This window comes from Streptomyces sp. NPDC060028, assembly GCF_042736725.1.
Classification (GTDB): domain Bacteria; phylum Actinomycetota; class Actinomycetes; order Streptomycetales; family Streptomycetaceae; genus Streptomyces.
Window position 1 is genome coordinate 60,884 of record NZ_JBHWVJ010000023.1, and the last position, 22,855, is coordinate 83,738.

The following is a 22,855-nucleotide window of genomic DNA, read 5'->3' on the forward strand; positions in this document are numbered from 1 at the left end:
CCATGCGGGTCGCCGTCGTCGGCGGGGGACCGGGCGGACTGTACGCCGCGGCCCTCCTGGCCCGGCAGGGGCACACGGTGGAGGTCTGGGAGCGCGGCGCCCCCGACGAGACCTTCGGTTTCGGCGTGGTGCTCTCCGACGAGACGCTCGGCGGCATCGAGCGGGCCGACAGGGTGGTCTACGCGGCCCTGTGCGCGGAGTTCGTGCGCTGGGACGACGTCGAGATCGTGCACCGGGGACGGCTCCTGACCTCCGGCGGCCACGGCTTCGCCGCGCTCGGCCGGCGGCGGCTGCTGGAGATCCTGCACGAACGCTGCGCCGGACTGGGCGTGCGCCTGCACTTGCGCTCCGCGGCGCCGGACGCGGCCGCGCTCGCCGCCTCGTACGACCTGGTCATCGCCGCGGACGGGGTGCACAGCAGCACCCGGCAGCAGGGCGCCGAGCACTTCGGGCCGACCCTGACGAGCGGGCGGTGCCGCTACATCTGGCTGGCCGCCGACTTCGCCTTCGACGCCTTCCGCTTCGAGATCGCGCAGACCGAGCACGGGGTCGTGCAACTGCACGCGTACCCGTTCTCCGCCGACGAGTCGACCGTGATCATCGAGATGCGCGAGGAGGTCTGGCGGGCGGCCGGCTTCGACCTGTGCGACGAGGCGGAATCGGCGGCGCGCTGCGCCAAGATCTTCGGCGAGGCCCTGCGCGGGCGGCCCCTGCACGGCAACCGCTCGGCATGGACACAGTTCCGTACGGTCGTCAACGAGCGGTGGTCCCACGGCAATGTGGCCCTGCTCGGCGACGCGGCGCACACCGCGCACTTCTCCATCGGCTCCGGCACCAAACTGGCGGTGGAGGACGCCCTCGCGCTCGCGGAAGCGGTCGCCCGCGAGCCGGACGTCCCCGCGGCGCTCGCCGCGTACGAGGCCGCGCGGCGCCCCGCCGTCGCCAGCACCCAGCGGGCCGCGGCCGCCAGCATGCGGTGGTTCGAGGAGATCGCCGGGTACGTCGACCAGCCCGCCCGGCAGTTCGCCTTCAACCTCCTCACCCGCAGCCGCCGGGTCACGCACCACAACCTGCGGATGCGTGACACACGCTTCGCGCGCGCCGTGGAACGGGACTTCGGCTGCCCGGACGAGGGAACTCCGCCCATGTTCACGCCGTTCACCCTGCGCGGGCTGACCCTGCGCAACCGGATCGTGGTGTCCCCGATGGACATGTACTCGGCGAAGGACGGGCTGCCGGGCGACTTCCACCTGGTGCACCTCGGCTCGCGGGCGCTGGGCGGGGCCGGCCTGGTGATGACGGAGATGGTGTGCGTCAGCGCCGAGGGCCGGATCACACCCGGCTGCAGCGGCCTGTACACCGCCGAGCAGGGCGCGGCCTGGGCCCGCATCGCCGACTTCGTGCACGCCTCGGCGCCCGGCACGGCCCTCGGGGTCCAGCTCGGCCACGCCGGCCGCAAGGGCTCGACCCGGGCGATGTGGGAGGGCGTGGACGAGCCCCTGCCGGAGGGCAACTGGCCCGTGGTGGCGGCCTCCGCGCTGCCGTACCGGCCGGGCGTCTCGGCCGTCCCGCGCGCGCTCGCGGCCGCCGACCTCGCCGCGATCCGCTCCGACTTCGCCGCGGCCGCCGTCCGGGCCGCCGACAGCGGCTTCGACCTGCTCGAACTGCACTGCGCGCACGGCTACCTGCTGTCCGGGTTCCTGTCCCCGCTGACCAACCACCGCGAAGACGCGTACGGCGGCCCGCTGGAGAACCGGCTCCGCTTCCCGCTGGAGGTCTTCGACGCGGTACGCGCCGTGTGGCCCGCGGACCGGCCCATGACGGTCCGCCTCTCGGCCACCGACTGGGCCGCGGGCGGCACCTCCCCGCAGGAGGCCGTCGACATCGCGGCCGCCTTCGCCGCCCACGGCGCCGACGCCATCGACGTCTCGACCGGCCAGGTGGTCGCGGACGAGGTCCCGGAGTACGGGCGCTCGTACCAGACCCCGTACGCCGACCGCATCCGCAACGCGCTCGGCGTGCCCGTCATCGCCGTCGGCGCGATCTCCTCCTGGGACGACGTCAACTCCCTGCTCCTGGCGGGCCGCGCGGACCTGTGCGCGGTCGGCCGGCCCCACCTGTACGACCCGCACTGGACCCTGCACGCGGCGGCCGACCAGTCCTACGACGGCCCGGCCGCGCCCTGGCCCGCCCCCTACCGGGCGGGCAGCCGCAGACCGCCTACGGGACGCGGCTGAGGCACTCGTGGCACAGGCAGGGCTCCGGGTGCGGCCGGTCGGGCCAGCGCTCGGCGCGGTAGGTCCGTGCGTTCCGCTCCAGACGGGCCGCGCCCGCCACGGCCTCCTCCTCGTCGCCGATCCACGAGAACCCGATGGTCCGCAGCAGGGCCGGGCTGCGCACCAGCCGAGGCCGGAAGGTGTGCAGGTGGCGGGCGGGCACGATCGCGTTGACGAAGCGGGGGCTCTGCCGCGTCCGGCCGGCGACCGAGCAGTACTCCTGGCCGCCGGACCAGCCGCAGACGTACACCTTGGCGCCGCCCTTGAAGGTCTTCGTGCCCGGCCGCTGTCCCTGCCCGCCCTCGCCGTGGCGGCGCCACTGCACCACGTTCGCGGCGATCGTCCACAGGGGTTCCAGCGGCTCGTGCGGCTGCGTGGTGCTCATGCCGCGACGACCTCGACGCGGTCCTCGACCGGGGTGTAGCCCAGGCGCAGGTAGATGCCGTTGCTGGTGGGGTTGGCCAGGTCCGTGAAGAGCAGGACCTCCGAGGCGCCGGCCGCGTACGCCGCTTCGCTCGCCGCGTGTGTGACCCCGGCCGCGTAGCCGCGGCCCCGCTCGGCGGGCGGGGTGTACACCGGGCCGATGCGGGCGGCCGAGCCGACGGGACGGGAGAAGGAGGCCAGCGAGACGGGGATCCCGGCGTGCTCCCACAGCCGGATCCCGCCGTAGGAGATCCGGTCGCGGAGCCGGGCCTCGGACACGGGACCCACCACCCCCGCCTCCTCGTGGAAGGCCGCGATCCACTCCAGGAGCAGCGGGAGGTCGCCCTCGGCGGCGAGCCGGGCCCGCCCCGCCGGGGCGGGATCGGGTGCGACCAGCCCGGCCAGCCGGTAGAGGCGGTTCTCCTCGGCGACCCGGGTGGGCTGCCCCCAGGCCTCGGCCAGCGCCTGCGCGTCGGGGCGGCGGGCGTTGAACCCGTGGACCCCGGCGAGCAGCGGCTCGGTGTCGAGGGCGGCCGCGAGCGCCCGGACCGCCTCCGCGGGCAGCGCGCCGAGCAGCAGCGGGTGGGGCGGGGTGCACAGGAGGCCGCCGCTGACGGCCCCGTCGGCCCCGGTCCACCAGCCGAAGAAGGGGTCGGCCGGCCCGTAGGCGTGCGGGCCGCCCCGCCGCAGCGTGTCGGCGGTGGTCAGCAGGATCGAATGGGAGACGGGTCGCGCCGCCACGGCCGGGCCCGCCGCAGCCAGATAGGCCGCCAGGTCGGAAGTGAAAGTCCAGGTCATGGCCCATCCTCGCGTGGCCCCGAGCCCCCGTGCACCCGAGTTTTCGGGGGTCCTGTGGCGGCTGGGGCCGGTCAAGGCCGGACGAACCCCGCGCCCCGGTCCCGCAGCCGCGCGTGCAGTTCGGCGAAGACCGCCGCCGCGCGGTCGCCCGGCCAGTCCGCCGGGAGCAGCTCGCGCGGCAGCCCCGGGTCGGCGTACGGCAGGCGGCGCCAGGAGTCCAGGGCGAGGAGGTAGCCGCGATAGGCCTCCTCCGGGGAGGGCTCCGGACCCGACTGGAGGGCCCGCAGGACAGGTTCGCGCAGGTCGAGGAATTCCTCGTGCTGCTTGGCCAGGGCCGCCAGGTCCCACCAGCGGCCCACCGCCTCCGCGGTCGGGGCGAAGCCGAGGTGCGCGCCGCGGAAGAGGTCCACGTACGCCGTCAGGTGCAGCCGGTCCAGGGTGTGCCGGGTCTCCCCGTAGAGGTGCGCCGGGGCGATCCACACGCCCGGCGCCACCGCGCCGAAGCCGAGCCGGGCCAGGCGGGAGCGCAGCAGGTGCCGCTTGTGCCGCTCCTGCTCCGGGACGGAGAAGACGGCGACCAGCCACTCCGGCGACGGCTCCGGGGCGCCGTAGATCCGCCGGTCGCCGTCCTCCAGGAGCTGGTGCGCCTCCTCGGAGAGCTCGTACGCCGCCGAGCCGTCCCCGGCGTGCGCCGGCAGCAGGAAGCCGCGCCGCTTGAGCCGGGACACCGAGGAGCGCACCGACGGGGCGTCCACGCCGGCCGCGCCCAGCAGGCGGATCAGCGCGGCCACCGGGACCGGGCCCTCGAAGGACCGCCCGTAGGCTCCGTAGAACGTGACGATCAAAGATCGCGGAGTGTGCTGCTCGACCACGGCTTCACTCTAGATCTCCAGGTCGCGCAGCCGGAAACGCTGGAGCTTCCCCGTGGCCGTGCGCGGCAGCGACGACAGGAAGACGAAGGTGCGCGGGCACTTGTGGGGAGCCAGTTCCGCCCGCATGAAGGTGCGCAGGGCGTCCTCCGTGAGGACGACGCCCTCGCGGGTGACCGTGTACGCCACCACGATCTGCCCGCGGCGCTCGTCCGGGCGGCCGACCACCGCGGCCTCCAGTACGTCGGGGTGGCGCAGCAGCGCCTCCTCGACCTCCGGGCCGGCGATGTTGTACCCCGCCGAGACGATCATGTCGTCGGCGCGGGCGACGTACCGGAAGTACCCCTCCGGGTCGCGGACGTAGGTGTCGCCGGTCAGGTTCCAGCCGTCCCGTACGTACTCTCCCTGCCGCGGATCGGCCAGGTACCGGCAGCCCACCGGCCCGCGGACCGCCAGCAGCCCCGGCTCGTTGTCCGCGACGGGCCGCCCCGCGGCGTCCACCACCCGGGCCTGCCAGCCCGGGACCACCCGGCCCGTCGTACCGGGGCGGATGTCCTCGTCGGCGGCCGAGATGAAGATGTGCAGCAGCTCGGTGGCCCCGATGCCGTTGATGATCCGCAGGCCGGTGCGCTCGTACCAGGCCCGCCAGGTGGCCGCGGGCAGGTTCTCGCCCGCCGAGACGCAGCGCCGCAGCGCCGAGAGGTCGTAGGCGCCCGCGTCGTACGGGCCCAGGGTGTCCAGCATCGACCGGTACGCGGTGGGCGCGGTGAACAGCACCGTCACCCGGTGCTCGGCGAGCGCGGGCAGCAGCCGGCGCGGCGTCGCCTCCTCCAGCAGCAGCGCGCAGGCGCCCGCGCGCAGCGGGAAGACGACCAGCCCGCCGAGCCCGAAGGTGAAACCGAGCGGCGGGCTGCCCGCGAAGACGTCGTCCGGGCGGGGGCGCAGGACGTTGCGGGAGAAGGTGTCGGCGACGGACAGCAGGTCGCGGTGGAAGTGCATGCAGCCCTTGGGCCGGCCGGTGGTGCCCGAGGTGAAGGCGATCAGGGCCACGTCGTCGGCCGAGGTCGGCACGGCCGGGAAGGGGCCCGGACGCTCCCGCGCCAGGCTCAGCAGATCGCCCGGGCCCCCGCCGCCGTACGGGGTGATCCGCAGGCCCGGCACCTGCGCCCTGACCAGGTCGTCCATCACGTCCGCGTGGCACAGCGCGTGCCGTACCTCGGCCATCGCGCACACCGTGGCCAGCTCCTGCGCGCGCTGCTGGGCCAGCACGGTGACGGCCACCGCGCCCGCCTTCATCACCGCCAGCCAGCAGGCCGCGAGCCACGGGCCGGTCGGGCCGCGCAGCAGCACCCGGTTGCCGGGGACGACCCCGAGGTCGGCGGTGAGCACGTGGGCGAGGCGGTCCACCCGGTCGAGGAGTTCCCCGTACGTCCACACCGTGCCGTCGCCGCCGCGGAAGGCCGGGCGGTCCGGGCCGAACCGGGCGACGGTGGCGTCGAGCAGCTCCGCACCGCAGTTCAGCCGGTCGGGGTAGGCCAGTTCGGGGAGCTCGAAGAGCAGCTGCGGCCAGGCGTGCGGGGGCGGCAGATGGTCGCGCGCGAAAGTGTCGGAGTGGGCGGAAGGCTTGAGCTCCAAGGCGGGTTCGCCCCCTTGCAACGGTCCGGCCCCTGCGTGTTGGACCGGAATGGGTGGAGCCGGCCGTGCGGTTGCCACACGAGCGTATCGTCATGGTGACGGCAGTCAACAGGACGCGATAGAGGCGGGGACATTCGGATGACCGGATTCGCGCTCGGGGCGGACCAGGAGGCGTGGTGCGGGCGGCTGCGCGCACTCGCCGGGCAACGGCTGCGGCCGCTGGCGCAGAAGGGGGAGCCGGGGCGGGTCAACCGGCCGCTGCTGGCGGCCCTGGCGGAGGAGGGGCTGCTGGACCGGCTCTTCACGTCGGGGGCGCTGGATCTGTGCCTGCTGCGCGAGTCCCTCGCGTACGGCTGCACGGAGGCCGAGACGGCGCTGGCCCTCCAGGGGCTGGGGGCCTACCCCGTGCTCCGGGCGGGCAGCGCGCAGCAGCGCGAGCGCTGGCTGCCCCCGGTGCGCGCGGGGCGGGCGGTGGCGGCCTTCGCGCTGAGCGAGCCGGGGGCCGGGTCGGACGCGGCCGCGCTGGCGCTCCAGGCGGTGCCGACAGCCGGAGGCTGGCGGCTGAGCGGGGAGAAGTGCTGGATCTCCAACGCCCCGGAGGCCGACTTCTACACCGTCTTCGCCCGCACCGGGGAGGAGCCGGGCGCCAAGGGGGTCACGGCCTTCCTGGTCCCCGGGGACCGGCCGGGGCTGTCGGGGGAGCCGCTGGACATGCTCTCCCCGCACCCGATCGGCTCGCTGCTCTTCGACGGGGTCGAGGTGGGCCCGCACGACCTGCTGGGGGAGCCCGGTCGGGGCTTCCGGGTGGCGATGGACACCCTGAACCTCTTCCGCCCCAGCGTCGGCGCCTTCGCCGTCGGCATGGCCCGGGCCGCGCTGGACGCGACGCTGGCGCACACGGCGGGCCGCAGCGCCTTCGGGGGCGTACTGGGCGACCTCCAGTCGGTGGCCCACCGGGTCGCGGAGATGGCGACCCGTACGGAAGCGGCCCGGCTGCTGGTGTACGCGGCCGCCGAGGCGTACGACGCCGGCTCGCCGGAGGTGCCGCGGCGGGTGGCCATGGCGAAGCTGCTGGCCACGGAGACGGCGCAGTACGTGGTGGACCAGGCGGTTCAGCTGCACGGCGCGTGCGCGCTGCGGCGCGGGCACCTGCTGGAGCACCTGTACCGGGAGGTACGGGCGCCGCGGATCTACGAGGGGGCGAGCGAGGTGCAGCTCACGATCATCGCGAAGGAGCTGTACCGGGAAGTACGGGAGGTGGCCGCGCGATGAGCGTCGAGCGCGTCAATCCGCCCGGGCTGTCCCCGGCGACCGGTTTCTCCCACGCGGTGGTCGCCGAGGGCGGACGGCTGGTGTTCCTGGCCGGTCAGACCGCGCTGGACGCCTCGGGCAAGGTGGTGGGCGAAACCCTGCCGGAGCAGTTCGAGCGGGCCCTGGGAAACCTGCTGGCGGCCCTGGCGGCGGCGGGCGGTACACCGGCCGCTCTGGCGCGGGTCACGGTGTACGCCGTCGACGTGCCGGCCTACCGGCACCACGCCCCCGAACTCGGTCGGATCTGGCGCCGGTTGGCGGGCCGGGACTACCCGGCGATGGCGGTCATCGGGGTGGTCCGGCTGTGGGACGAGCAGGCACTGGTCGAACTGGACGGCGTCGCGGTCCTGCTTTGACAGCTCGCCGCACAGGAGAGAGGGTGGATATGCCCCTTTTGTAGACTCCGTCTTCCATACTCGGAGGTGCATGGATATGCGCCGTGGGTTCGTTGCGGCAGCCGTGGCAGGGGCCGCCGGGATCACGCTCGGCCTGATGCCCGTCAGTGGTGCTTTCGCCGCGGCTCTTCCGCAGACCGTCCAGCAGAACTTCAGGTGTTCCGACAACTGGAACGGCGATCGATGGCGGGACTGCTGCGATCGCGACTGGAACAACCGCCCCAGCTGGTGCTGGGACCAGGACGACTGGAACAACGACAGCTGGAACAACGGCTGGCACAACAGCAACTGGCACAACAGCAACTGGAACAATGACAGTTGGCACGACAGCCGGCACGACGGCAACTGGAACAACAACAACAACGACTGGCACGGCAACTGGAACAACAACGACTGGCACGACAACGGTAACTGGAACGGCTGGAACCGCTGATCGCTCACCGTCCCCCCTGCCCACCTCCTCCTCGTGACGCCCGTGGCGCGCTCCGCGCGCGCCACGGGCCACGGGCCGTCCGGGCGTGGAAGGTCAGGCGCCGGCGAGGAGGTTGCCCATCCAGTCCTCGATGCCCGCCACGGTGCGCGGGAGGGCGCCCGACATCAGGCGGGCCCCCGTCGAGGTGATCACCAGGTCGTCCTCGATGCGCACCCCGATGCCGCGCAGCTCAGGCGGGAGGGTTTCGTCGTCGGGCTGGAGGTAGAGGCCCGGTTCGACCGTCAGGACCTGGCCCTCCTCCAGGACGCCGTCCAGGTACGTCTCGGCCCGCGCCTTCGCGCAGTCGTGGACGTCGAGTCCCAGCATGTGCCCGCTGCTGCACAGGGTGTAGCGCCGGTGCAGGTCGCCCTCCGGGTGCTTGAGCACCCCCCACTCCGCCAGACCCTCCGCGATCACGCGCATTCCGGCCCGGTGGAAGTCGCGGAAGCTCGCGCCCGGCCGCAGTGCGGCCATGCCCGCCTCCTGGGCGGCCAGGACCAGTTCGTAGACCTGCCGTTGGACCGGTGAGAAGCGCCCCGAGAGCGGGAGGGTGCGGGTGATGTCGGCCGTGTACAGGGTGTCGGTCTCCACGCCCGCGTCCAGCAGGAGCAGTTCGTCCCCGTTCAGCCGCCCGTCGTTGCGGATCCAGTGCAGGACGCAGGCGTGCGCGCCGGAGGCCGCGATCGTGTCGTAGCCGGTGCCGTTGCCCTCCGCCCGGGCGCGCAGGCCGAAGACCCCCTCGATCCACCGCTCCCCGCGCGGGTGGGCCAGCGCGCGCGGCAGGGCCCGTACGACGTCCTCGAAACCGGCCGTGGTGTGGTCGACGGCCAGTTGCAGCTGCTCGACCTCCCAGGCGTCCTTGACCAGGCGCAACTCGGAGAGTGTGGCGGCCAGTTCGCCGTCGGTCGCGGCGTTGCGGCCCGCGGGTGAGCCCAGCGTGTCCAGATGGGCGCAGCGCAGTCCCGTCAGCCGCTCGGCCTCGGCGAGGTCGGGGCGGCGGCCGACCCAGAACTCCCCGTACCGGCGGTCCCGGTAGAACTCCTCGTTGCCGCCCGCGCGCGGGGAGCGCGGGCGCAGGTAGAGGACGGCCTCGTGCGCGTGCGGGCCCGCGGGCTCCAGTACCAGGACGTGGCCCACCTGGTCCTCGCCCGTCAGTCCCGTCAGCCAGGCGTAGGCGCTGTGCGGGCGGAAGCGGTGGTCGCAGTCGTTGGAGCGGACCTTCAGCTCCCCGGCCGGGACGATCAGCCGCTCGCCGGGGAAGCGGGCCGAGAGGCGGGCGCGGCGGGCCGGGGTGACGGCGTACGCCGGAATCCGGCTGGAGTCGGGCAGGGGAGAGGGCGCCCAGTCGGACGCCATGAACCGGGACAACTCCGCGGAGACGGGCAGGTCATGGCTGCCGATGTTGAGCCCGGCGGTGGGGCGGGAGGGGGTGTCGGTCACGGGGGCTCCCTCAAGAAGATGCGAACTGGTGGGCGCACAGGGCTTGTCAGTGCAATTTCACATTACTATGTTACAGCTCACACCGCGGCGCGTTAATCCCCGTCAAACGCCGTGTGAAGCAGGGCAGTTCACGCACCACCCCCCACTTCAGCCTCCCCACTCAGGAGTTCTCGGTGCTCAAGCACAGAGCTGTGCGTTCTTCCTTCCTCGCCTCCGCCGTCGCCGTGACCCTCCTTGCCTCCGCCGGGCAGGCCGTCACGCAGGCGGCCGAGACCCCGGCCCCGGTTTCCGCCCCGGCGCCGGCCGCGTTCGCCGGTGCCCAGGCGCCCGGCGCCGCGGGGAACCCGTTCGACGAGGTCGACCACCTCGCCTCGCCCAAGGAGGCCGCGCCGGCGACGGCCCAGGCTCCCGGCGGGCTGGCGGCCGACGGCCGCGTCCCCGGGGCCGCCCCGGCCGCCGCCGCTCCCGCCGAGCGTACGGAGAAGAGCCGGGGGCTCGCCGCCGCCCAGGCCGCGCCCACCGCGAAGAGCGTCGCCGCAGGCGTCCCCTGCACCCTCGACGGGATCACCCGCCTCACCCCCGAGCAGTTCGCCGACTTCCTGGCCGACCCGGCCGTCACCGCCGACGGCTGTCTGCGCGGACTGATCTGGACCTGGGACGCCCGCCTGGCGCCCGTCATGTCCGACGCGCACGTCCAGGCCGTCTCCCGCCGGATATCCGGCCTGGCCGCCGCTCACGACGGCCGTAACTCCTCCCACCTGGAGGAGATGTTCACCTACCTGCACGCGTCCGTCTACCACGACTTCTCGCGCTCCGAGATCGACCTCACCGACGCCGCGACCGTCGACGCCATGCGCCGGGCCATCGCCGACTTCGGCGACGCCGCGCACACCTTCGACGTCACCGCCTCCAACGCCCGGACCCTGCGCGAGGCCCTCTACGCCACCGGCCCCGGCCTGCGCCAGTACCAGATCGGCCTCGTCAAGAAGGTCCTGGCCACCCTGGACGCGTCGCACACCGCGACCAACCGCGACGGGGCCTGGGGCGGCGCGGTCCTCGCCGCCCTCACCGTCAACTACCTCGGCGTGTACCCGGGCAACCAGGACAGCGCCTTCCACGCGGCGGCGAAGGCCGACGCCGGCTACCGGGCCGCGTTCAAGGCCTTCGCCGGGTACACCCACCTCAAGGGGACCGTCAACGACTGGGCGGCCCGCGACGCGCTCGGCGAGTACGGCCGCTTCGGTCAGATCGACGGCCTGCGGGACCCGATCGTCGCCGACCTCGGCGGCCTCCTGGGCCAGGTCAAGACCGCGTGGGGCAACGGCAGCGAGCAGTGGGCCAAGATCGTCTCCTGGCTCAACACCTACGAGGCGTGCAAGCCGTACGGGGTGTGCAAGGAGGACATCGAGAAGATGCTCTTCCCGAACACCTACCTCTACGACAACGGCGCCATCAAGGTCCGCACGGCCCTGGACCGGGCCACCGTCGACCAGCTCTACTACGCGAGCAAGCAGGTCAAGACGCAGTTCCACCGGGTCATCGGGACCGACCAGCCGCTGGCCGGCGACCCCAACACCACGCTGAACATCGTGCTGTACGCCTCGCGCGCCGACTACGTGACCTACCAGACGATGCTGAACGGCTACGGCACCAACAACGGCGGCATGTACATCGAGAACGGCGCCACCTTCTACACGTACCAGCGCCGCGTCCCGCAGGACTCCTCCCTCACCCTCGAGGAGCTCTTCCGCCACGAGTACACGCACTACCTCAACGGCCGCTTCGCCGTCCCCGGCTCCTTCGGACAAGGTCCCTGGTACGAGAGCGACCGTACGACGGCCATGGACGAGGGCACCGCCGAGTTCTTCGACGGCGCCACCCGTGACAACGGCATCGCCGTCCGCAAGTCCCTGGTGAAGGGCATCATCAGCGACACCGCCGGCGGCGGCCCGCGGATGTCGATCGAGCAGCTGCTCAACGCCACCTACGACGGCGACGGCTTCCGCTTCTACAACTACGCGGGCACGTTCTTCGAGTTCCTGTGGACCGAGAAGCCCTCGCTGCTCCGCGAGATGTACACCCACCTGCGCGCCAACGACGTGGCCGGCTACGACGCCTGGCGCTACCGGATGGGCGCGGACAGCTACCTGCAGCGCGACTACAACAAGTTCCTGGACACCCAGATCGCCAAGGTGGACCAGCTCTTCGTCCCGAACACCTCCTTCACGCCCAACGACCAGCTGCGCGACGCGGCGCTCGCGTCGGTGAAGTCGGCCTTCGCGACCGCCACCTACAACACGCCGGACTGCGTGGAGAACGGCGACGCCGGCAAGCGCCGGTTCACCTGTACCGGCCGGATCTCGGCGAACCTGAAGAACTGGCGCAGCGACGACCAGAACTTCAAGGACATGTCCGAGACGGTGGACTACTTCATCCTCGACCGGGCGGGGGCGGCCTCGAACAACCTGGCCGACATGAACTGCTCCTTCGGTGCGGTGGAGGTCTGGACCAACCACGTCGCCGCCACGTCGAGTTACAGCTGTGAGGGCCCGCTCCGCAGCTGATCCGCTCCGGGCCGGTCCCGTATGAGAACGGGGCGGGACCGGCCCGGGCCACCCTAGGCACTCCCTAAAGAATGTGACATATTACTGCCATGGACGTCGTGATCATTGGCGCCGGCGTCGTCGGAGCCGCATGCGCGTACTACGCGAGCCGCTCCGGACTCTCCGTGGCCGTCGTCGACCGCGGCCCGGTCGCGGGCGGTACGACCGGCTCCGGGGAGGGCAACCTGCTCGTCTCCGACAAGGAGGCCGGCCCGGAACTGGACCTCGCGCTCCTGTCCACCCGGCTCTGGCGGGAACTCGCCGCCGTCCTCCCGCGGCCGATCGAGTACGAGCCCAAGGGCGGGCTCGTCGTCGCCCGGGACGAGACCACCGTCAAGGCGCTGCGCGGCTTCGCCGACGGCCAGCGCGCGGCCGGGGTCGACGCCGTAGAGGTGGGCCCGGACGCGCTCCACGACCTGGAGCCGCACCTGGCCCCGGGCCTGGCGGGCGGCTTCCACTACCCGCAGGACGCCCAGGTCCAGCCGGCCCAGGCCGCGGCCCGGCTGCTCGCCGCCTCGGGCGCCGAGCTGTACCTCGGCGAAGAGGTGACGGAGGTCCTCCTGGGGCGCGGCGGGGTACGAGGGGTCCGCACCGCGCGCCGGGAACTGCTCGCCCCGGCGGTCGTCAACGCGGCGGGCACCTGGGGCGGCGCCGTCGCCTCCCTCGCCGGGACCGCGCTGCCCGTCCTGCCGCGCCGCGGCTTCGTCCTGGTGACGGAACCGCTGCCGAGGGTGGTCCGGCACAAGGTCTACGCCGCCGACTACATCGCGGACGTCGCCAGCGACTCCGCGGCCCTGCAGTCCTCGGCGGTGGTCGAGGGCACCCCGTCGGGTCCGGTGCTGATCGGCGCGACCCGTGAGCGGGTCGGCTTCGACCGGTCCCTCTCGATGGAGGCACTGCGCCGCCTGGCCACCCAGGCGGCGGAGCTCTTCCCCGTCCTGGCCGGGGTGCGGGTGCTGCGCACCTACCACGGCTTTCGCCCGTACCTCCCCGACCACCTCCCGGCGATCGGCCCGGATCCCCGGGTGCCGGGCCTGCTGCACGCCTGCGGCCACGAGGGCGCGGGCATCGGCCTGGCCCCCGGTACCGGCGCCCTGATCGCCGCGGCCCTGACGGGCGCCGAACCCCCGCTCCCCTTGAACCCGTTCCGCCCCGACCGCTTCGCGGAGGCAGCCGTATGAAGGCAGAGAACCGCGACCGCACCCCCCGCTCGCTGGTCGGCGGCAGCCCGGCGGCGACGTACGGCATCGGCTTCGACGGCCGGGAACTGCCCGCGCAGGCGGGGCAGAGCATCGCCGCGGTGCTGTGGGCCGCCGGGATCCTCGCCTGGCGGACCACCCGCGAAGGAGGCGCCCCGCGGGGTGCGTTCTGCGGGATCGGCAGCTGCCACGACTGCCTCGTCACCGTCAACGGTCGCCCCAACCAGCGCGCCTGCCTGCTCCCGGCCCACCCCGGGGACACCGTCACCACCCAGGAGGGAACCGGCCATGCCGACCTCGCCGTCTGAGCCGGCCGCGCCGACCGGGAGGACCGGGCCGGCCGCGCCGGCCGGGGCGGCTGACCTGGCCGTCGTCGGCGCCGGGCCCGCCGGGCTCGCCGCCGCAGTGACCGCCGCCGGACTCGGGCTCCGTGTCACCCTGCTGGACGCGGGGGAGCAGCCCGGCGGGCAGTACTACCGGCACCCCGCGCCCGGGCTGGGTGCGGCCCGGCCCGAGGCGTTGCACCACGGGTGGGCCGACTTCGCGACCCGCGAAGCCGCACTGCGCGCCCATGTGTCGGCCGGCCGGATCAGTCACCTTCCGGGCCACCACGTCTGGTCGGTCGTCCCGGACGGCTCCGGCTGGATGCTGCACGCGGTGGCCGGTCACGGCCCCGAGGAGCGCGCCGTGGGTGTCCCGGCGAAGGCCGTGCTGCTCGCCACCGGGGCCTACGAGCGGCAACTGCCCTTCCCCGGTTGGACCCTGCCCGGGGTGGTCGGAGCCGGCGGGGCCCAGGCCATGCTCAAGGGCGGGCTCGTGCTTCCGGGCAAGCGGGTGGTCGTCGCCGGGAGCGGGCCGCTGCTGCTCGCCGTGGCCGGTTCGCTGGCCGCCGCCGGGGCCACCGTGCCCGCCGTGGTGGAGGCGGCCTCGTACACCGGCTACGCCGGCAAGGCCCCCGCCCTGCTGCGCAACCCCGGCAAGCTCGCCGAAGGCGCCACGTACGGCAGCGCCCTGCTGCGCCACCACATCCGCCTGCTCACCCGGCACGCCGTCACCGAGGCGCACGGCGCCGACCGCGTCGAGGCCGTGACCGTGGCCCGCCTCGACCGGGACTGGCGCCCGGTCCCCGGCACCGCCCGCCGCATCCCCTGCGACGCCCTCGCGGTCGGCCACGGTCTGGTGCCCCAGCTGGAGCTGGCCACCGGCCTCGGCTGCGCCACCCGCCGCAGCGCCGACGGAACGATCGCGCTGGAGCTGGACGCCGGACAGCGGACCTCCGTCCCCGGCATCTGGTCGGCCGGCGAGACCGGCGGTATCGGCGGCGCCCAACTGGCCCTGGCCGAGGGCGAACTGGCCGCCCTCGCGATCGCCGGCCGGCCCGCCCCCGCCCGGCTCGCCCGCCGCCGCGCCCGGCTGCGCGCCTTCGCCGACGCGATGGCCGCCGCCCACCGCCCCGGTGAGGGCTGGACGGACTGGCTGCGCGACGACGCCGAGGTGTGCCGCTGTGAGGAGGTCCCGGCCGGCCGGATCCGCGAGGCCGTGCGCGAGCTGGGCGCGCGGGACGCCCGTACCGTCAAACTGCTCACCCGGGCGGGCATGGGCTGGTGCCAGGGCCGCATGTGCGGACCGGCCGTCTGCGCCCTCGCCGGGGACGGGCCCGCGCCCGACCGCAGGCCGCTGTCCTGCCCGGTTCCGCTGGCGCACCTCGCGCAACTGCCCGCGAGCGAGCGCTGATCAGACGTCCCGCGGCTCTTGTGGCCGTCGTATACGGACTAGTAAAATGTCACACACCACTCTAGGGAGCTCTCTCATGACCAACGCGCACACCCCCGCGCCCGCGTCCACCCGCAACCGCCCGTGGCACGGAATCATGGTCGCCACCGCGCTGCCCCTGCGCGAGGACCTCTCCATCGACTACGACGCCTACGCCGAGCACGTGGCCTGGCTCATCGCCAACGGCTGCGACGGCGTGGTCCCCAACGGCTCCCTCGGGGAGTACCAGACCCTGACCGACGAGGAGCGGGCGCGCGTGGTCCGTACCGCCGTCGAGGCCGCGGGCGACGGCGCCCGCGTCATGCCCGGCGTCGCCGCCTACGGCAGCGCCGAGGCCCGCCGCTGGGCCGACCAGGCCGCCGAGGCGGGTGCCGGCTCCGTCCTGCTGCTGCCCCCCAACGCCTTCCGCGCCGACGAAGCGACCGTCCGCGCCCACTACGCCGAGGTCGCCGGTGCGGGCGTGCCCGTCGTGGCGTACAACAATCCCATAGACACCAAGGTGGACCTGACCCCGGCGCTGCTCTCCCGCCTGCACGCGGACGGCTCCATCGTGGCCGTCAAGGAGTTCTCCGGCGACGTGCGCCGCGCGTACGAGATCGCCGAACTCGCCCCGGGCCTGGACCTGCTCATCGGCGCCGACGACGTGCTCCTCGAACTCGCCCTCGCCGGCGCCGTCGGCTGGATCGCCGGCTACCCCAACGCGCTGCCGCGCTCCTGCGCCGCCCTCTACCGGGCTGCCGTGGCCGGCGACGTCGCCACCGCCCTGCCGCTCTACAAGTCCCTGCACTCCCTGCTGCGCTGGGACTCCAAGACCGAGTTCGTCCAGGCCATCAAGCTCTCCATGGACCTGGCCGGCCGGCCCGGCGGCGCCACCCGCCCGCCCCGCTTCCCGCTCACCGGCGAGATCGAGGCCGCCGTCCGCTCCGCCACCGAGAAGGCCCTGGCCGAAGGCCTCAACTGACCGACGACGTATCCGGCCCGATCGGGAGATCGGCCGGACAGGTCCCGACCCGCCGGGGGGAACCCATGCGCACGCGCCACATCTACCACGCGGTGGACTCACACACCGAGGGCATGCCCACTCGGGTGATCACCGGGGGAGTCGGGGTGATCCCCGGCGCCACCATGGCCGAGAAGCGGCTCCACTTCATCGAGCACCTGGACCACGTCCGGACCCTGCTCATGTACGAGCCGCGCGGCCACTCCGCGATGAGTGGCGCCATCCTGCAGCCCCCCACCCGCCCCGACGCCGACTTCGGGGTGCTCTACATCGAGGTGTCGGGTCTGCTGCCGATGTGCGGGCACGGGACCATCGGGGTCGCCACCGTCTTGGTCGAGACCGGGATGGTGCCCGTCGTCGAGCCGGTCACCACCGTCCGGCTCGACACCCCCGCGGGGCTGGTGAGCGTGGACGTCCGGGTCGAGGACGGGGCCGCCGCCGCCGTCACCCTCACCAACGTGCCCTCCTTCTGCGCCGGGCTCGACCTCAAGGCCGACGTCCCCGGCCACGGCACGGTCACCTATGACCTCGCCTACGGCGGCAACTTCTACGCCTTCGTCGAGCTCGACGCCCTCGGCCTGCCCTTCGACCGGGCCCGCAAGGACGAGCTGCTCGCCGCCGGGCTCGCGATCATGGACGCGATCAACGCCTCCGAGCACCGGCCCGTCCACCCCGAGAACCCCTCCATCTCCGGGGTCAAGCACGTCTACCTCGCCGCCCCCGGCTCCGACGGCCGCCGCTCCCGGCACGCCATGGCCATCCACCCCGGCTGGTTCGACCGCTCACCCTGCGGTACGGGAACCAGCGCGCGCATGGCCCAGCTGCATGCCCGGGGGCTCCTGGAGATCGGCGCCGACTTCGGCAACGAGTCCTTCATCGGCACCGAGTTCACCGGCCGGCTCATCGCGCAGACCACCGTCGGCGGGCTGCCGGCCGTCGTGCCCACCGTCACCGGGCGGGCCTGGATCACCGGCACCGCCCAGTACTTCCTCGACCCCACCGACCCCTTCCCCGGAGGGTTCCTGCTGTGACGACCGTAAGAACGGTGGACTACCACACCGCCGGCGAGCCCTTCCGGATCGTGGACCTCACCTCCGACGGGCCCGCCCCCGCACCCGGTGACACGGTCGCCGAGCGCTGCGCCACCGCCATCGGGCCCGGGGGATCGGGTACGGCCCCGCGCCGGGGACCGCTGGACGACGTACGGCGGCTGCTGGTGCAGGAGCCGCGCGGGCACGCCGGGATGTACGGCGGGTTCGTCGTGCCGCCCGACGACGACGGGGCACACTTCGGGGTGCTGTTCTGGCACAAGGACGGCTACTCCACCGCCTGCGGGCACGGCACCATGGCGCTCGGCGCCTGGGCCGTGGACACCGGCCTGGTCGCCGCCCCCGACGACGGGGACGCGCAGGTCCGCATCGACGTGCCGTCCGGGCGGGTCACCGCCACCGTGCACCGGGACGGGGGCCGCACCACCGGGGTCACCTTCCGCAACGTCCCCGCCCGGGTGGGCGCCCGCAAGGTGCCGGTCGCCACGTCGCTGGGCCTGGCGGAGGTGGACATCGCGCACGCCGGGGCCTGCTACGCCTCGCTCCGGGCGCGGGACCTGGGCCTGGGCGTCTCCCGGGCCGAACTGCCCGCGCTGGTACGGGCCGGGCAGGAGGTCCGGGCCGCGCTCGCCACCCACCCCGCCACCTGGCACCCGGACGGCCCGCTGCTCTCCGGGGTCTACGGGGTGGTCCTGTACGAGGAGTTGGCCGACACCCCGTTCGGGCCGCACCAGCGCAATGTCACCGTCTTCGCGGACGGGCAGGTCGACCGCTCGCCCTGCGGCTCCGGGACCTCGGCGCGGCTCGCGCTGCTGGCCGAGGACGGCCGGTTCGGGGCGGGGGAGGACCTCCTCCACGAGTCGGTGACGGGCACGGTGTTCACCGGCCGGATGCTGGAGGGCGGCGTCACCGAGGTCACCGGCACCGTGTACCGCACCGGGGAGCACACCTTCACGGTCGACCCGTACGACGCGCTCGGCACGGGGTTCTCGCTGTGACGGGCCACGCAGCGACGGCGGGGATCGCGCAGCTCGGCGCCGAGGACATGGCCGGGCTGCTCACCCCGGCCGCCGCGGCCGACGCGCTGGCCGAGGCCCTGCGGGCCGGGCTGGACCCGGAGGCGTGCCCGCAGCGCACCGCGCTCACGGTGCCGGGCGGGGAACTGCTGCTGATGCCGGCCGCGACCGGTGCGTACGCCGGGGTCAAGATCGCCGGGGTCGCGCCGGACAACCCGGGCCGCGGGCTGCCCCGGATCACCGGGTCCTACCTGCTGCTGGACGGCCCGACCCTGCGCCCCCTGGCCCTGCTCGACGGGGCGGCGCTGACCGCCCTGCGCACCCCGGCGGTGTCGGCCCTGGCCCTGCGGTACCTGGCCCCGGCGGGGCGGGCGCTGCGGCTGGTGCTCTTCGGGGCGGGGCCGCAGGCGTACGGGCACCTCGAAGCGGTGCTGGCGCTGGGGCCGTTGGCCGAGGCCGTGGTGGTCGCGCGGCGGCCCGAGGGGGCGCGGAAGCTGGCCGAGTACGCCCGTACGCTGGGGGTCCGGGCCAGGACCGGGACCGCCGGGGACGTGGCCGAGGCCGATCTGGTCGTCTGCTGCACCACGGCCCGCGAACCCCTCTTCGACGGGCGCCTGGTGGCCCCGGGCGCGACGGTCGTCGCCGTCGGCTCGCACGAGCCGCAGGCCCGCGAGACCGACACGGCGCTGGTGCGGCGCGCCGCGGTGTACGTGGAGTCGCGTGCGGCGGCGCTGCGGGAGGCGGGGGACCTTCTGGTGCCGGAGGCGGAGGGCGCGATCGGGCCCGGTCATATCAGCGGCACCCTGGCTGACCTGGTGTCGGGCCGGATGCCGGCGGGCGGGGCGGCGAGTTGTCCACAGCTCTTCAAGAGTGTGGGCATGGCCTGGGAGGATCTCGCTGTGGCGGTGGCGATGTACGTCGCCGCCGGGGCCAACAGCGCAACGTGACATTGTACGCTGTTGCCCTGCACGTCGGTGGCGTGAAGGGTCTCGGAGGAAAAGCAATGGGCGACCTGAAGCAGCACAGTCTCATCAAGGCTCAGGAACGGCTTCGCGACCAGGTCGGCCACGCCCTTCGAGCAGCCCTGATAGCGGGTGAACTGCGCCCGGGCAGCGTCTATTCGGCGCCCGGCCTCGCCGCCGAACTCGGCGTTTCGGCCACCCCGGTGCGCGAGGCCATGCTCGACTTGGCCCGCGAAGGCCTGGTCGAGCCGGTCCGCAACAAGGGCTTCCGGATCACCGAGGTCAGCGAACGCGACCTGGACCAGTACACCGAACTGCGCACGATGATCGAGGTCCCCACCATCGGCCGGGTCGCGAGAATGGCCACGCCCGGGCAGTTGGAGGCGCTGCGCCCCATCGCCGAGGAGATCGTCACCAGCGCGCGCGAGCACAACCTCATCGGCTACCTGGAGGCGGACCGCCGCTTCCACCTCAGCCTGCTGGCGCTCGCGGGCAATGACCGGCTCGTCGAGACGGTCGGCGACCTGCGCAAGCGCTCCCGGCTGTACGGCCTGACGGGCCTGGACGAGGCCGGCAAGCTGGTCTCCTCCGCCGAGGAGCACATCGAGCTGCTCGACCTGATGATCGCCGGCGAGGCCGACGCGGCCGAGGAGTGCATGCTGCGCCACCTCGGCCACGTCCGCTCCCTGTGGGCCCAGGGCCGCGACGAGCCGGTCGGCCGCACGACGTCCCGCCTGGGCTCGGGCCTCTAGTGCTGTGACCGGACCCGTTCGCCGGGTCGCTCGTCGTGCTGGTTGGAGGTGACGACACCTCCAACCCATGACCCGTTCCCGGGTGTCAGGGCACGAGCACGATCTTGCCGCGCACTCGGCCGCTCTCACTCAGCGCGTGCGCCTTGGCCGCCTCGGTCAGAGGCAGCGTCTCCGCTACGGACGGGCGTACGCCGGCGCGGTCCACCAGGTCGGCGAAGCCGGCCAGGTCGGCCGGGGTCGGTTCGAGGTAGTACTCGAGGAACCGCACGCCGTTCGCCTGCGCCTGCTCCGTCACGGCCGTCCGGTCGACCCCGACGCCCACGACGTCGATGAGGATGCCGCCGCGCTTGAGCGTGCGCAGCGACCTCGGCCCGTACTCCTTGCTGATCGTGTCGAGCACCACGTCCACGTCGCGCAGGCTCGTGAAGTCGGCCGTCGTGTAGTCGATGAGTTCGTCCGCGCCGAGCTCGCGCAGGAAGGCGTGCTTGGCCGTCCGGGCCGTGCCGATCACGTACGCCCCGCGCGCCTTGGCGATCTGGACGGCGAAATGTCCCACGCCGCCCGCCGCCGCGTGCACCAGAACGCGCTGACCGGGCTGCACCTGGGCGATGTTCACCAAGGTCTGGTAGGCGGTCAGGCCCGCGATGCCCAGTGCCGCCGCGTGCACGTGATCGAGGGTGGTGGGTTTGGCGGCTATGGAGGTCTCGGGCACGAGCACGTAGTCGGCGTGGCTGCCGCGCGGCGGGGTCACCCATCCGAACACTTCGTCCCCGGGTCGGAAGCCGCTCGCTCCTTCACCGATCTCGTCCACGACTCCGCTGAACTCGTGTCCCAGGACGAAGGGCGGCTCTCCGAACCACTGCACGTGCCCCGCGCGGACCTTCCAGTCCGCCGGGTTGATGCCCGTGGCATGCACGCGCACGAGCACCTCACCGGGCGCGGGGCTGGGCCGGTCGGCCTCCGCGACTTCGAGAACTTCCGGACCGCCAAAGGAAAACTGCTTGATCACTCGCATGTGATCATTCTCAACGAACGCCGTCGATTGCACAGCGGGCCAGGGCCGGGCTTCCTCAGCCCTCCAGCCAGGGCCGGCGTCCCGGTCCGGTCGGGTGGGTGCCCGTGACGCCCATGACCACCGAATAGAGGCTGGTCTCGGCGGTGATGAAGAGGCGGTTGCGCTTGGCGCCGCCGAAGGAGATGTTGGCCACCGCCTCGGGGACGTTGAGCCGCCCGATCAGGGTGCCGTCGGGGTCGTAGCAGTGCACCCCGTCGCCCATCGCGGCGACCCAGAGCCGGCCGCCGTCGTCGAAGCGGAGGTTGTCGAAGCGGGCCTTGCCGGGGGCCGCTTCGGCGAAGACCTTGCCCTCGGACAGCGTGCCGTCATCGCGTACGTCGAAGACCCGCAGGAAGCCCGCCCGGGTGTCGGAGACGAACAGCTGCCGCTCGTCGTCCGAGAAGACGAGCCCGTTCGGCGCGCCGAAACCGTCGGCCACCAGCCGCACTTCGCCCGTGGCCGGATCGATGCGGTAGACGTTGTTGGAACCGATCTCGCTCTGCGCCCGATAGCCCTCGTAGTCGCTGGTGATGCCGAAGTCCGGGTCGGAGAACCAGATCGAACCGTCGGATTTCACCGCCGCGTCGTTCGGGCTGTTCAGGCGCTTGCCCTGCCACCGCTGCGCCAGCACCGTGATGCTGCCGTCGTGTTCGGTGCGCGTCACGCGGCGGTTGCCCTGCTCGCAGGTGATCAGCCGGCCCTGGCGGTCGAGGGTGTTGCCGTTGGTGTGCCCGGCGGAGCGGCGGAAGACGCCGACGGCGCCCGTCTCCTCGTCCCAGCGCAGCATCCGGTCGTTGGGGATGTCGCTCCACACGACCTGCCGCCAGGCCGGCACGTAGATCGGCCCCTCGGCCCAGCGGCAGCCGGTGTACAGGACCTCCAGGGCGTCGTCACCGTTCATGCACCGTCCGGTCCGGAACCGGTCGTCGAACATTTCGTACAGTCCGGGGCGCTCGCTGGTCATGGGGCCCTTCCCTTCCTACAGCCGATACCGCCGAATGTGATCCGGCCTGTAGTGAAGATTGCAGGATGATCTACGGTCGCCACAAGAAGATTCCAGATGGAGAGTTGTGGATCACACCACCGCTTACCCTGCGGGAATGATCAAGCCGATAGAACTCGTGATATTCGACTGCGACGGTGTCCTGGTCGACAGTGAACGCCTCGCCGTACGCCTCCAGGTGGAGCTCGGGGCGGAGTTGGGCTGGCCGCTGACCGCCGACGAGGTGATCGAGCGGTTCATCGGGCGCGCCAAGGAGTCGATCGTCGAGCAGCTCGCCGAGCGGCTCGGCGCGCAGACGGCCGGGCTCTGGTGGAAGCTGCTCATCGAGCGGCACCGGGACGCGGTGGACCTCGGGCTCGACCCGGTGGACGGGCTCCCCGAGGCGCTCGCCGCACTCACCCTGCCGACCTGTGTCGCGTCCAGCGGTTCGCACGAGAAGATGCGCCACACCCTGGGCCGCACCGGGCTGTACGCCCACTTCGAGGGCCGTATCTACAGCGCGAGCGAGGTCTCCCGCGGCAAGCCCGCCCCGGACCTCTTCCTGCACGCCGCCCGGCAGATGGGCTTCGACCCGCAGGTGTGCGCGGTGGTCGAGGACAGCGGCCCGGGCGTGCATGCGGCCAGAGCGGCCGGGATGCGCGTCTTCGGCTACTCCGGGGGTCCGACGCCCGCCGAGCGCCTCGAAGGTCCCGCGACGGTCGTCTTCGACGACATGCGCAAGCTGCCGGAGCTGCTCATCGCACGCTGACACCGACCCGCCCCCGGGGCCTCCGGCGGGCAGGCCCCCGGGCACTGCCAACACCGCCGCCGGGGGCGGGATTTGGA

General features: G+C 73.4%; 21 protein-coding genes. 14 read left to right on the forward strand and 7 right to left on the reverse strand.

The genetic code is table 11. From position 1 onward, the window contains the following. Positions 1 to 2 precede the first annotated feature (2 nt). Positions 3 to 2,237, forward strand: coding sequence for a bifunctional salicylyl-CoA 5-hydroxylase/oxidoreductase (locus ACFWBF_RS14305; protein ID WP_385600416.1), 2,235 nt, complete (start codon positions 3 to 5; stop codon positions 2,235 to 2,237). Here ACFWBF_RS14305 and ACFWBF_RS14310 read toward each other — a convergent pair. The 4 genes from ACFWBF_RS14310 to ACFWBF_RS14325 form a co-directional block, all read right to left on the reverse strand. After that, entirely contained in the window at positions 2,221 to 2,661 is a 441-nt protein-coding gene (locus ACFWBF_RS14310) for a hypothetical protein (protein ID WP_385600334.1), read from the reverse strand. The two genes, ACFWBF_RS14305 and ACFWBF_RS14310, sit on opposite strands and share 17 nt — an antisense overlap. Then, on the reverse strand, positions 2,658 to 3,497 hold the full coding sequence (locus ACFWBF_RS14315) for a GNAT family N-acetyltransferase (protein WP_385600337.1): 840 nt from the start codon (positions 3,495 to 3,497) through the stop codon (positions 2,658 to 2,660). The genes ACFWBF_RS14310 and ACFWBF_RS14315 overlap by 4 nt, the downstream gene beginning before the upstream one ends. Positions 3,498 to 3,568: 71 nt before the next feature. Then, positions 3,569 to 4,369, reverse strand: coding sequence for a PaaX family transcriptional regulator C-terminal domain-containing protein (locus tag ACFWBF_RS14320; protein WP_385600339.1), 801 nt, complete (start codon positions 4,367 to 4,369; stop codon positions 3,569 to 3,571). 9 nt (positions 4,370 to 4,378) lie between these two features. Beyond that, entirely contained in the window at positions 4,379 to 6,001 is a 1,623-nt protein-coding gene (locus ACFWBF_RS14325) for an AMP-binding protein (protein WP_385600342.1), read from the reverse strand. 138 nt (positions 6,002 to 6,139) lie between these two features. Here ACFWBF_RS14325 and ACFWBF_RS14330 point away from each other — a divergent pair, with 138 nt between their 5' ends. From ACFWBF_RS14330 to ACFWBF_RS14340, 3 genes are all read left to right on the forward strand, one after another. Beyond that, positions 6,140 to 7,273: an acyl-CoA dehydrogenase family protein gene (locus tag ACFWBF_RS14330; protein WP_385600345.1), complete on the forward strand. Its 1,134-nt coding sequence runs from the start codon at positions 6,140 to 6,142 to the stop codon at positions 7,271 to 7,273. Further along, the gene (locus ACFWBF_RS14335; protein ID WP_385600348.1) at positions 7,270 to 7,668 is read left to right on the forward strand and encodes a RidA family protein; all 399 of its coding nucleotides are present in this window, start codon (positions 7,270 to 7,272) and stop codon (positions 7,666 to 7,668) included. Before ACFWBF_RS14330 ends, ACFWBF_RS14335 begins: the two co-directional genes overlap by 4 nt. A gap of 136 nt (positions 7,669 to 7,804) precedes the next feature. Further along, positions 7,805 to 8,140, forward strand: coding sequence for a hypothetical protein (locus tag ACFWBF_RS14340; protein WP_385600351.1), 336 nt, complete (start codon positions 7,805 to 7,807; stop codon positions 8,138 to 8,140). Between the two features lie 93 nt (positions 8,141 to 8,233). On the opposite strand, the gene ACFWBF_RS14345 is transcribed toward ACFWBF_RS14340, so the two are convergent. Next, complete coding sequence (locus tag ACFWBF_RS14345; protein WP_385600354.1) at positions 8,234 to 9,619, reverse strand: aminopeptidase P family protein; 1,386 nt, start codon at positions 9,617 to 9,619, stop codon at positions 8,234 to 8,236. A 173-nt stretch (positions 9,620 to 9,792) separates the two neighbouring features. Between ACFWBF_RS14345 and ACFWBF_RS14350 the strand changes: the two genes are divergently transcribed. The 9 genes from ACFWBF_RS14350 (at position 9,793) to ACFWBF_RS14390 (ending at position 19,973) form a co-directional block, all read left to right on the forward strand. Continuing rightward, positions 9,793 to 12,183, forward strand: coding sequence for a collagenase (locus ACFWBF_RS14350; protein WP_385600357.1), 2,391 nt, complete (start codon positions 9,793 to 9,795; stop codon positions 12,181 to 12,183). Positions 12,184 to 12,272: 89 nt separating this feature from the next. Beyond that, on the forward strand, positions 12,273 to 13,403 hold the full coding sequence (locus ACFWBF_RS14355) for an NAD(P)/FAD-dependent oxidoreductase (RefSeq protein WP_385600359.1): 1,131 nt from the start codon (positions 12,273 to 12,275) through the stop codon (positions 13,401 to 13,403). After that, complete coding sequence (locus ACFWBF_RS14360; protein ID WP_385600362.1) at positions 13,400 to 13,729, forward strand: (2Fe-2S)-binding protein; 330 nt, start codon at positions 13,400 to 13,402, stop codon at positions 13,727 to 13,729. Before ACFWBF_RS14355 ends, ACFWBF_RS14360 begins: the two co-directional genes overlap by 4 nt. Next, positions 13,710 to 15,155 (forward strand): NAD(P)/FAD-dependent oxidoreductase, encoded by a 1,446-nt coding sequence (locus ACFWBF_RS14365; protein WP_385600365.1) that lies wholly within the window; start codon positions 13,710 to 13,712, stop codon positions 15,153 to 15,155. Before ACFWBF_RS14360 ends, ACFWBF_RS14365 begins: the two co-directional genes overlap by 20 nt. Before the next feature lie 76 nt (positions 15,156 to 15,231). After that, positions 15,232 to 16,155, forward strand: coding sequence for a dihydrodipicolinate synthase family protein (locus tag ACFWBF_RS14370; RefSeq protein ID WP_385600367.1), 924 nt, complete (start codon positions 15,232 to 15,234; stop codon positions 16,153 to 16,155). A gap of 65 nt (positions 16,156 to 16,220) precedes the next feature. Beyond that, the gene (locus tag ACFWBF_RS14375; RefSeq protein ID WP_385600370.1) at positions 16,221 to 17,225 is read left to right on the forward strand and encodes a proline racemase family protein; all 1,005 of its coding nucleotides are present in this window, start codon (positions 16,221 to 16,223) and stop codon (positions 17,223 to 17,225) included. Next, the gene (locus ACFWBF_RS14380; RefSeq protein ID WP_385600373.1) at positions 17,222 to 18,241 is read left to right on the forward strand and encodes a proline racemase family protein; all 1,020 of its coding nucleotides are present in this window, start codon (positions 17,222 to 17,224) and stop codon (positions 18,239 to 18,241) included. Before ACFWBF_RS14375 ends, ACFWBF_RS14380 begins: the two co-directional genes overlap by 4 nt. Continuing rightward, complete coding sequence (locus ACFWBF_RS14385; RefSeq protein WP_385600376.1) at positions 18,238 to 19,206, forward strand: ornithine cyclodeaminase family protein; 969 nt, start codon at positions 18,238 to 18,240, stop codon at positions 19,204 to 19,206. Before ACFWBF_RS14380 ends, ACFWBF_RS14385 begins: the two co-directional genes overlap by 4 nt. A 56-nt stretch (positions 19,207 to 19,262) precedes the next feature. Then, entirely contained in the window at positions 19,263 to 19,973 is a 711-nt protein-coding gene (locus ACFWBF_RS14390; RefSeq protein ID WP_385600379.1) for a GntR family transcriptional regulator, read from the forward strand. Positions 19,974 to 20,058: 85 nt separating this feature from the next. Here the strand turns inward: ACFWBF_RS14390 and ACFWBF_RS14395 are convergent, their stop codons facing one another. Together ACFWBF_RS14395 and ACFWBF_RS14400 are read right to left on the reverse strand one after the other, a co-directional pair. Then, complete coding sequence (locus ACFWBF_RS14395; protein WP_385600382.1) at positions 20,059 to 20,988, reverse strand: NADP-dependent oxidoreductase; 930 nt, start codon at positions 20,986 to 20,988, stop codon at positions 20,059 to 20,061. Between the two features lie 55 nt (positions 20,989 to 21,043). Continuing rightward, the gene (locus ACFWBF_RS14400; protein WP_385600385.1) at positions 21,044 to 21,991 is read right to left on the reverse strand and encodes an SMP-30/gluconolactonase/LRE family protein; all 948 of its coding nucleotides are present in this window, start codon (positions 21,989 to 21,991) and stop codon (positions 21,044 to 21,046) included. A 136-nt stretch (positions 21,992 to 22,127) separates the two neighbouring features. Here ACFWBF_RS14400 and ACFWBF_RS14405 point away from each other — a divergent pair, with 136 nt between their 5' ends. Further along, positions 22,128 to 22,778, forward strand: coding sequence for an HAD family hydrolase (locus tag ACFWBF_RS14405; RefSeq protein ID WP_385600388.1), 651 nt, complete (start codon positions 22,128 to 22,130; stop codon positions 22,776 to 22,778). Positions 22,779 to 22,855 lie beyond the last annotated feature (77 nt).

Bases quoted from the DNA above. Each gene is read 5' to 3' on its own strand.
- ACFWBF_RS14315 (WP_385600337.1), bottom strand. From the start codon at position 3,497: ATGACCTGGACTTTCACTTCCGACCTGGCGGCCTATCTGGCTGCGGCG.
- ACFWBF_RS14360 (WP_385600362.1), top strand. From the start codon at position 13,400: ATGAAGGCAGAGAACCGCGACCGCACCCCCCGCTCGCTGGTCGGCGGC.
- ACFWBF_RS14375 (WP_385600370.1), top strand. From the start codon at position 16,221: ATGCGCACGCGCCACATCTACCACGCGGTGGACTCACACACCGAGGGC.
- ACFWBF_RS14390 (WP_385600379.1), top strand. From the start codon at position 19,263: ATGGGCGACCTGAAGCAGCACAGTCTCATCAAGGCTCAGGAACGGCTT.
- ACFWBF_RS14340 (WP_385600351.1), top strand. From the start codon at position 7,805: ATGCCCGTCAGTGGTGCTTTCGCCGCGGCTCTTCCGCAGACCGTCCAG.
- ACFWBF_RS14405 (WP_385600388.1), top strand. From the start codon at position 22,128: ATGATCAAGCCGATAGAACTCGTGATATTCGACTGCGACGGTGTCCTG.
- ACFWBF_RS14305 (WP_385600416.1), top strand. From the start codon at position 3: ATGCGGGTCGCCGTCGTCGGCGGGGGACCGGGCGGACTGTACGCCGCG.
- ACFWBF_RS14355 (WP_385600359.1), top strand. From the start codon at position 12,273: ATGGACGTCGTGATCATTGGCGCCGGCGTCGTCGGAGCCGCATGCGCG.
- ACFWBF_RS14370 (WP_385600367.1), top strand. From the start codon at position 15,232: ATGACCAACGCGCACACCCCCGCGCCCGCGTCCACCCGCAACCGCCCG.
- ACFWBF_RS14335 (WP_385600348.1), top strand. From the start codon at position 7,270: ATGAGCGTCGAGCGCGTCAATCCGCCCGGGCTGTCCCCGGCGACCGGT.
- ACFWBF_RS14365 (WP_385600365.1), top strand. From the start codon at position 13,710: ATGCCGACCTCGCCGTCTGAGCCGGCCGCGCCGACCGGGAGGACCGGG.
- ACFWBF_RS14400 (WP_385600385.1), bottom strand. From the start codon at position 21,991: ATGACCAGCGAGCGCCCCGGACTGTACGAAATGTTCGACGACCGGTTC.
- ACFWBF_RS14395 (WP_385600382.1), bottom strand. From the start codon at position 20,988: ATGCGAGTGATCAAGCAGTTTTCCTTTGGCGGTCCGGAAGTTCTCGAA.
- ACFWBF_RS14310 (WP_385600334.1), bottom strand. From the start codon at position 2,661: ATGAGCACCACGCAGCCGCACGAGCCGCTGGAACCCCTGTGGACGATC.
- ACFWBF_RS14330 (WP_385600345.1), top strand. From the start codon at position 6,140: ATGACCGGATTCGCGCTCGGGGCGGACCAGGAGGCGTGGTGCGGGCGG.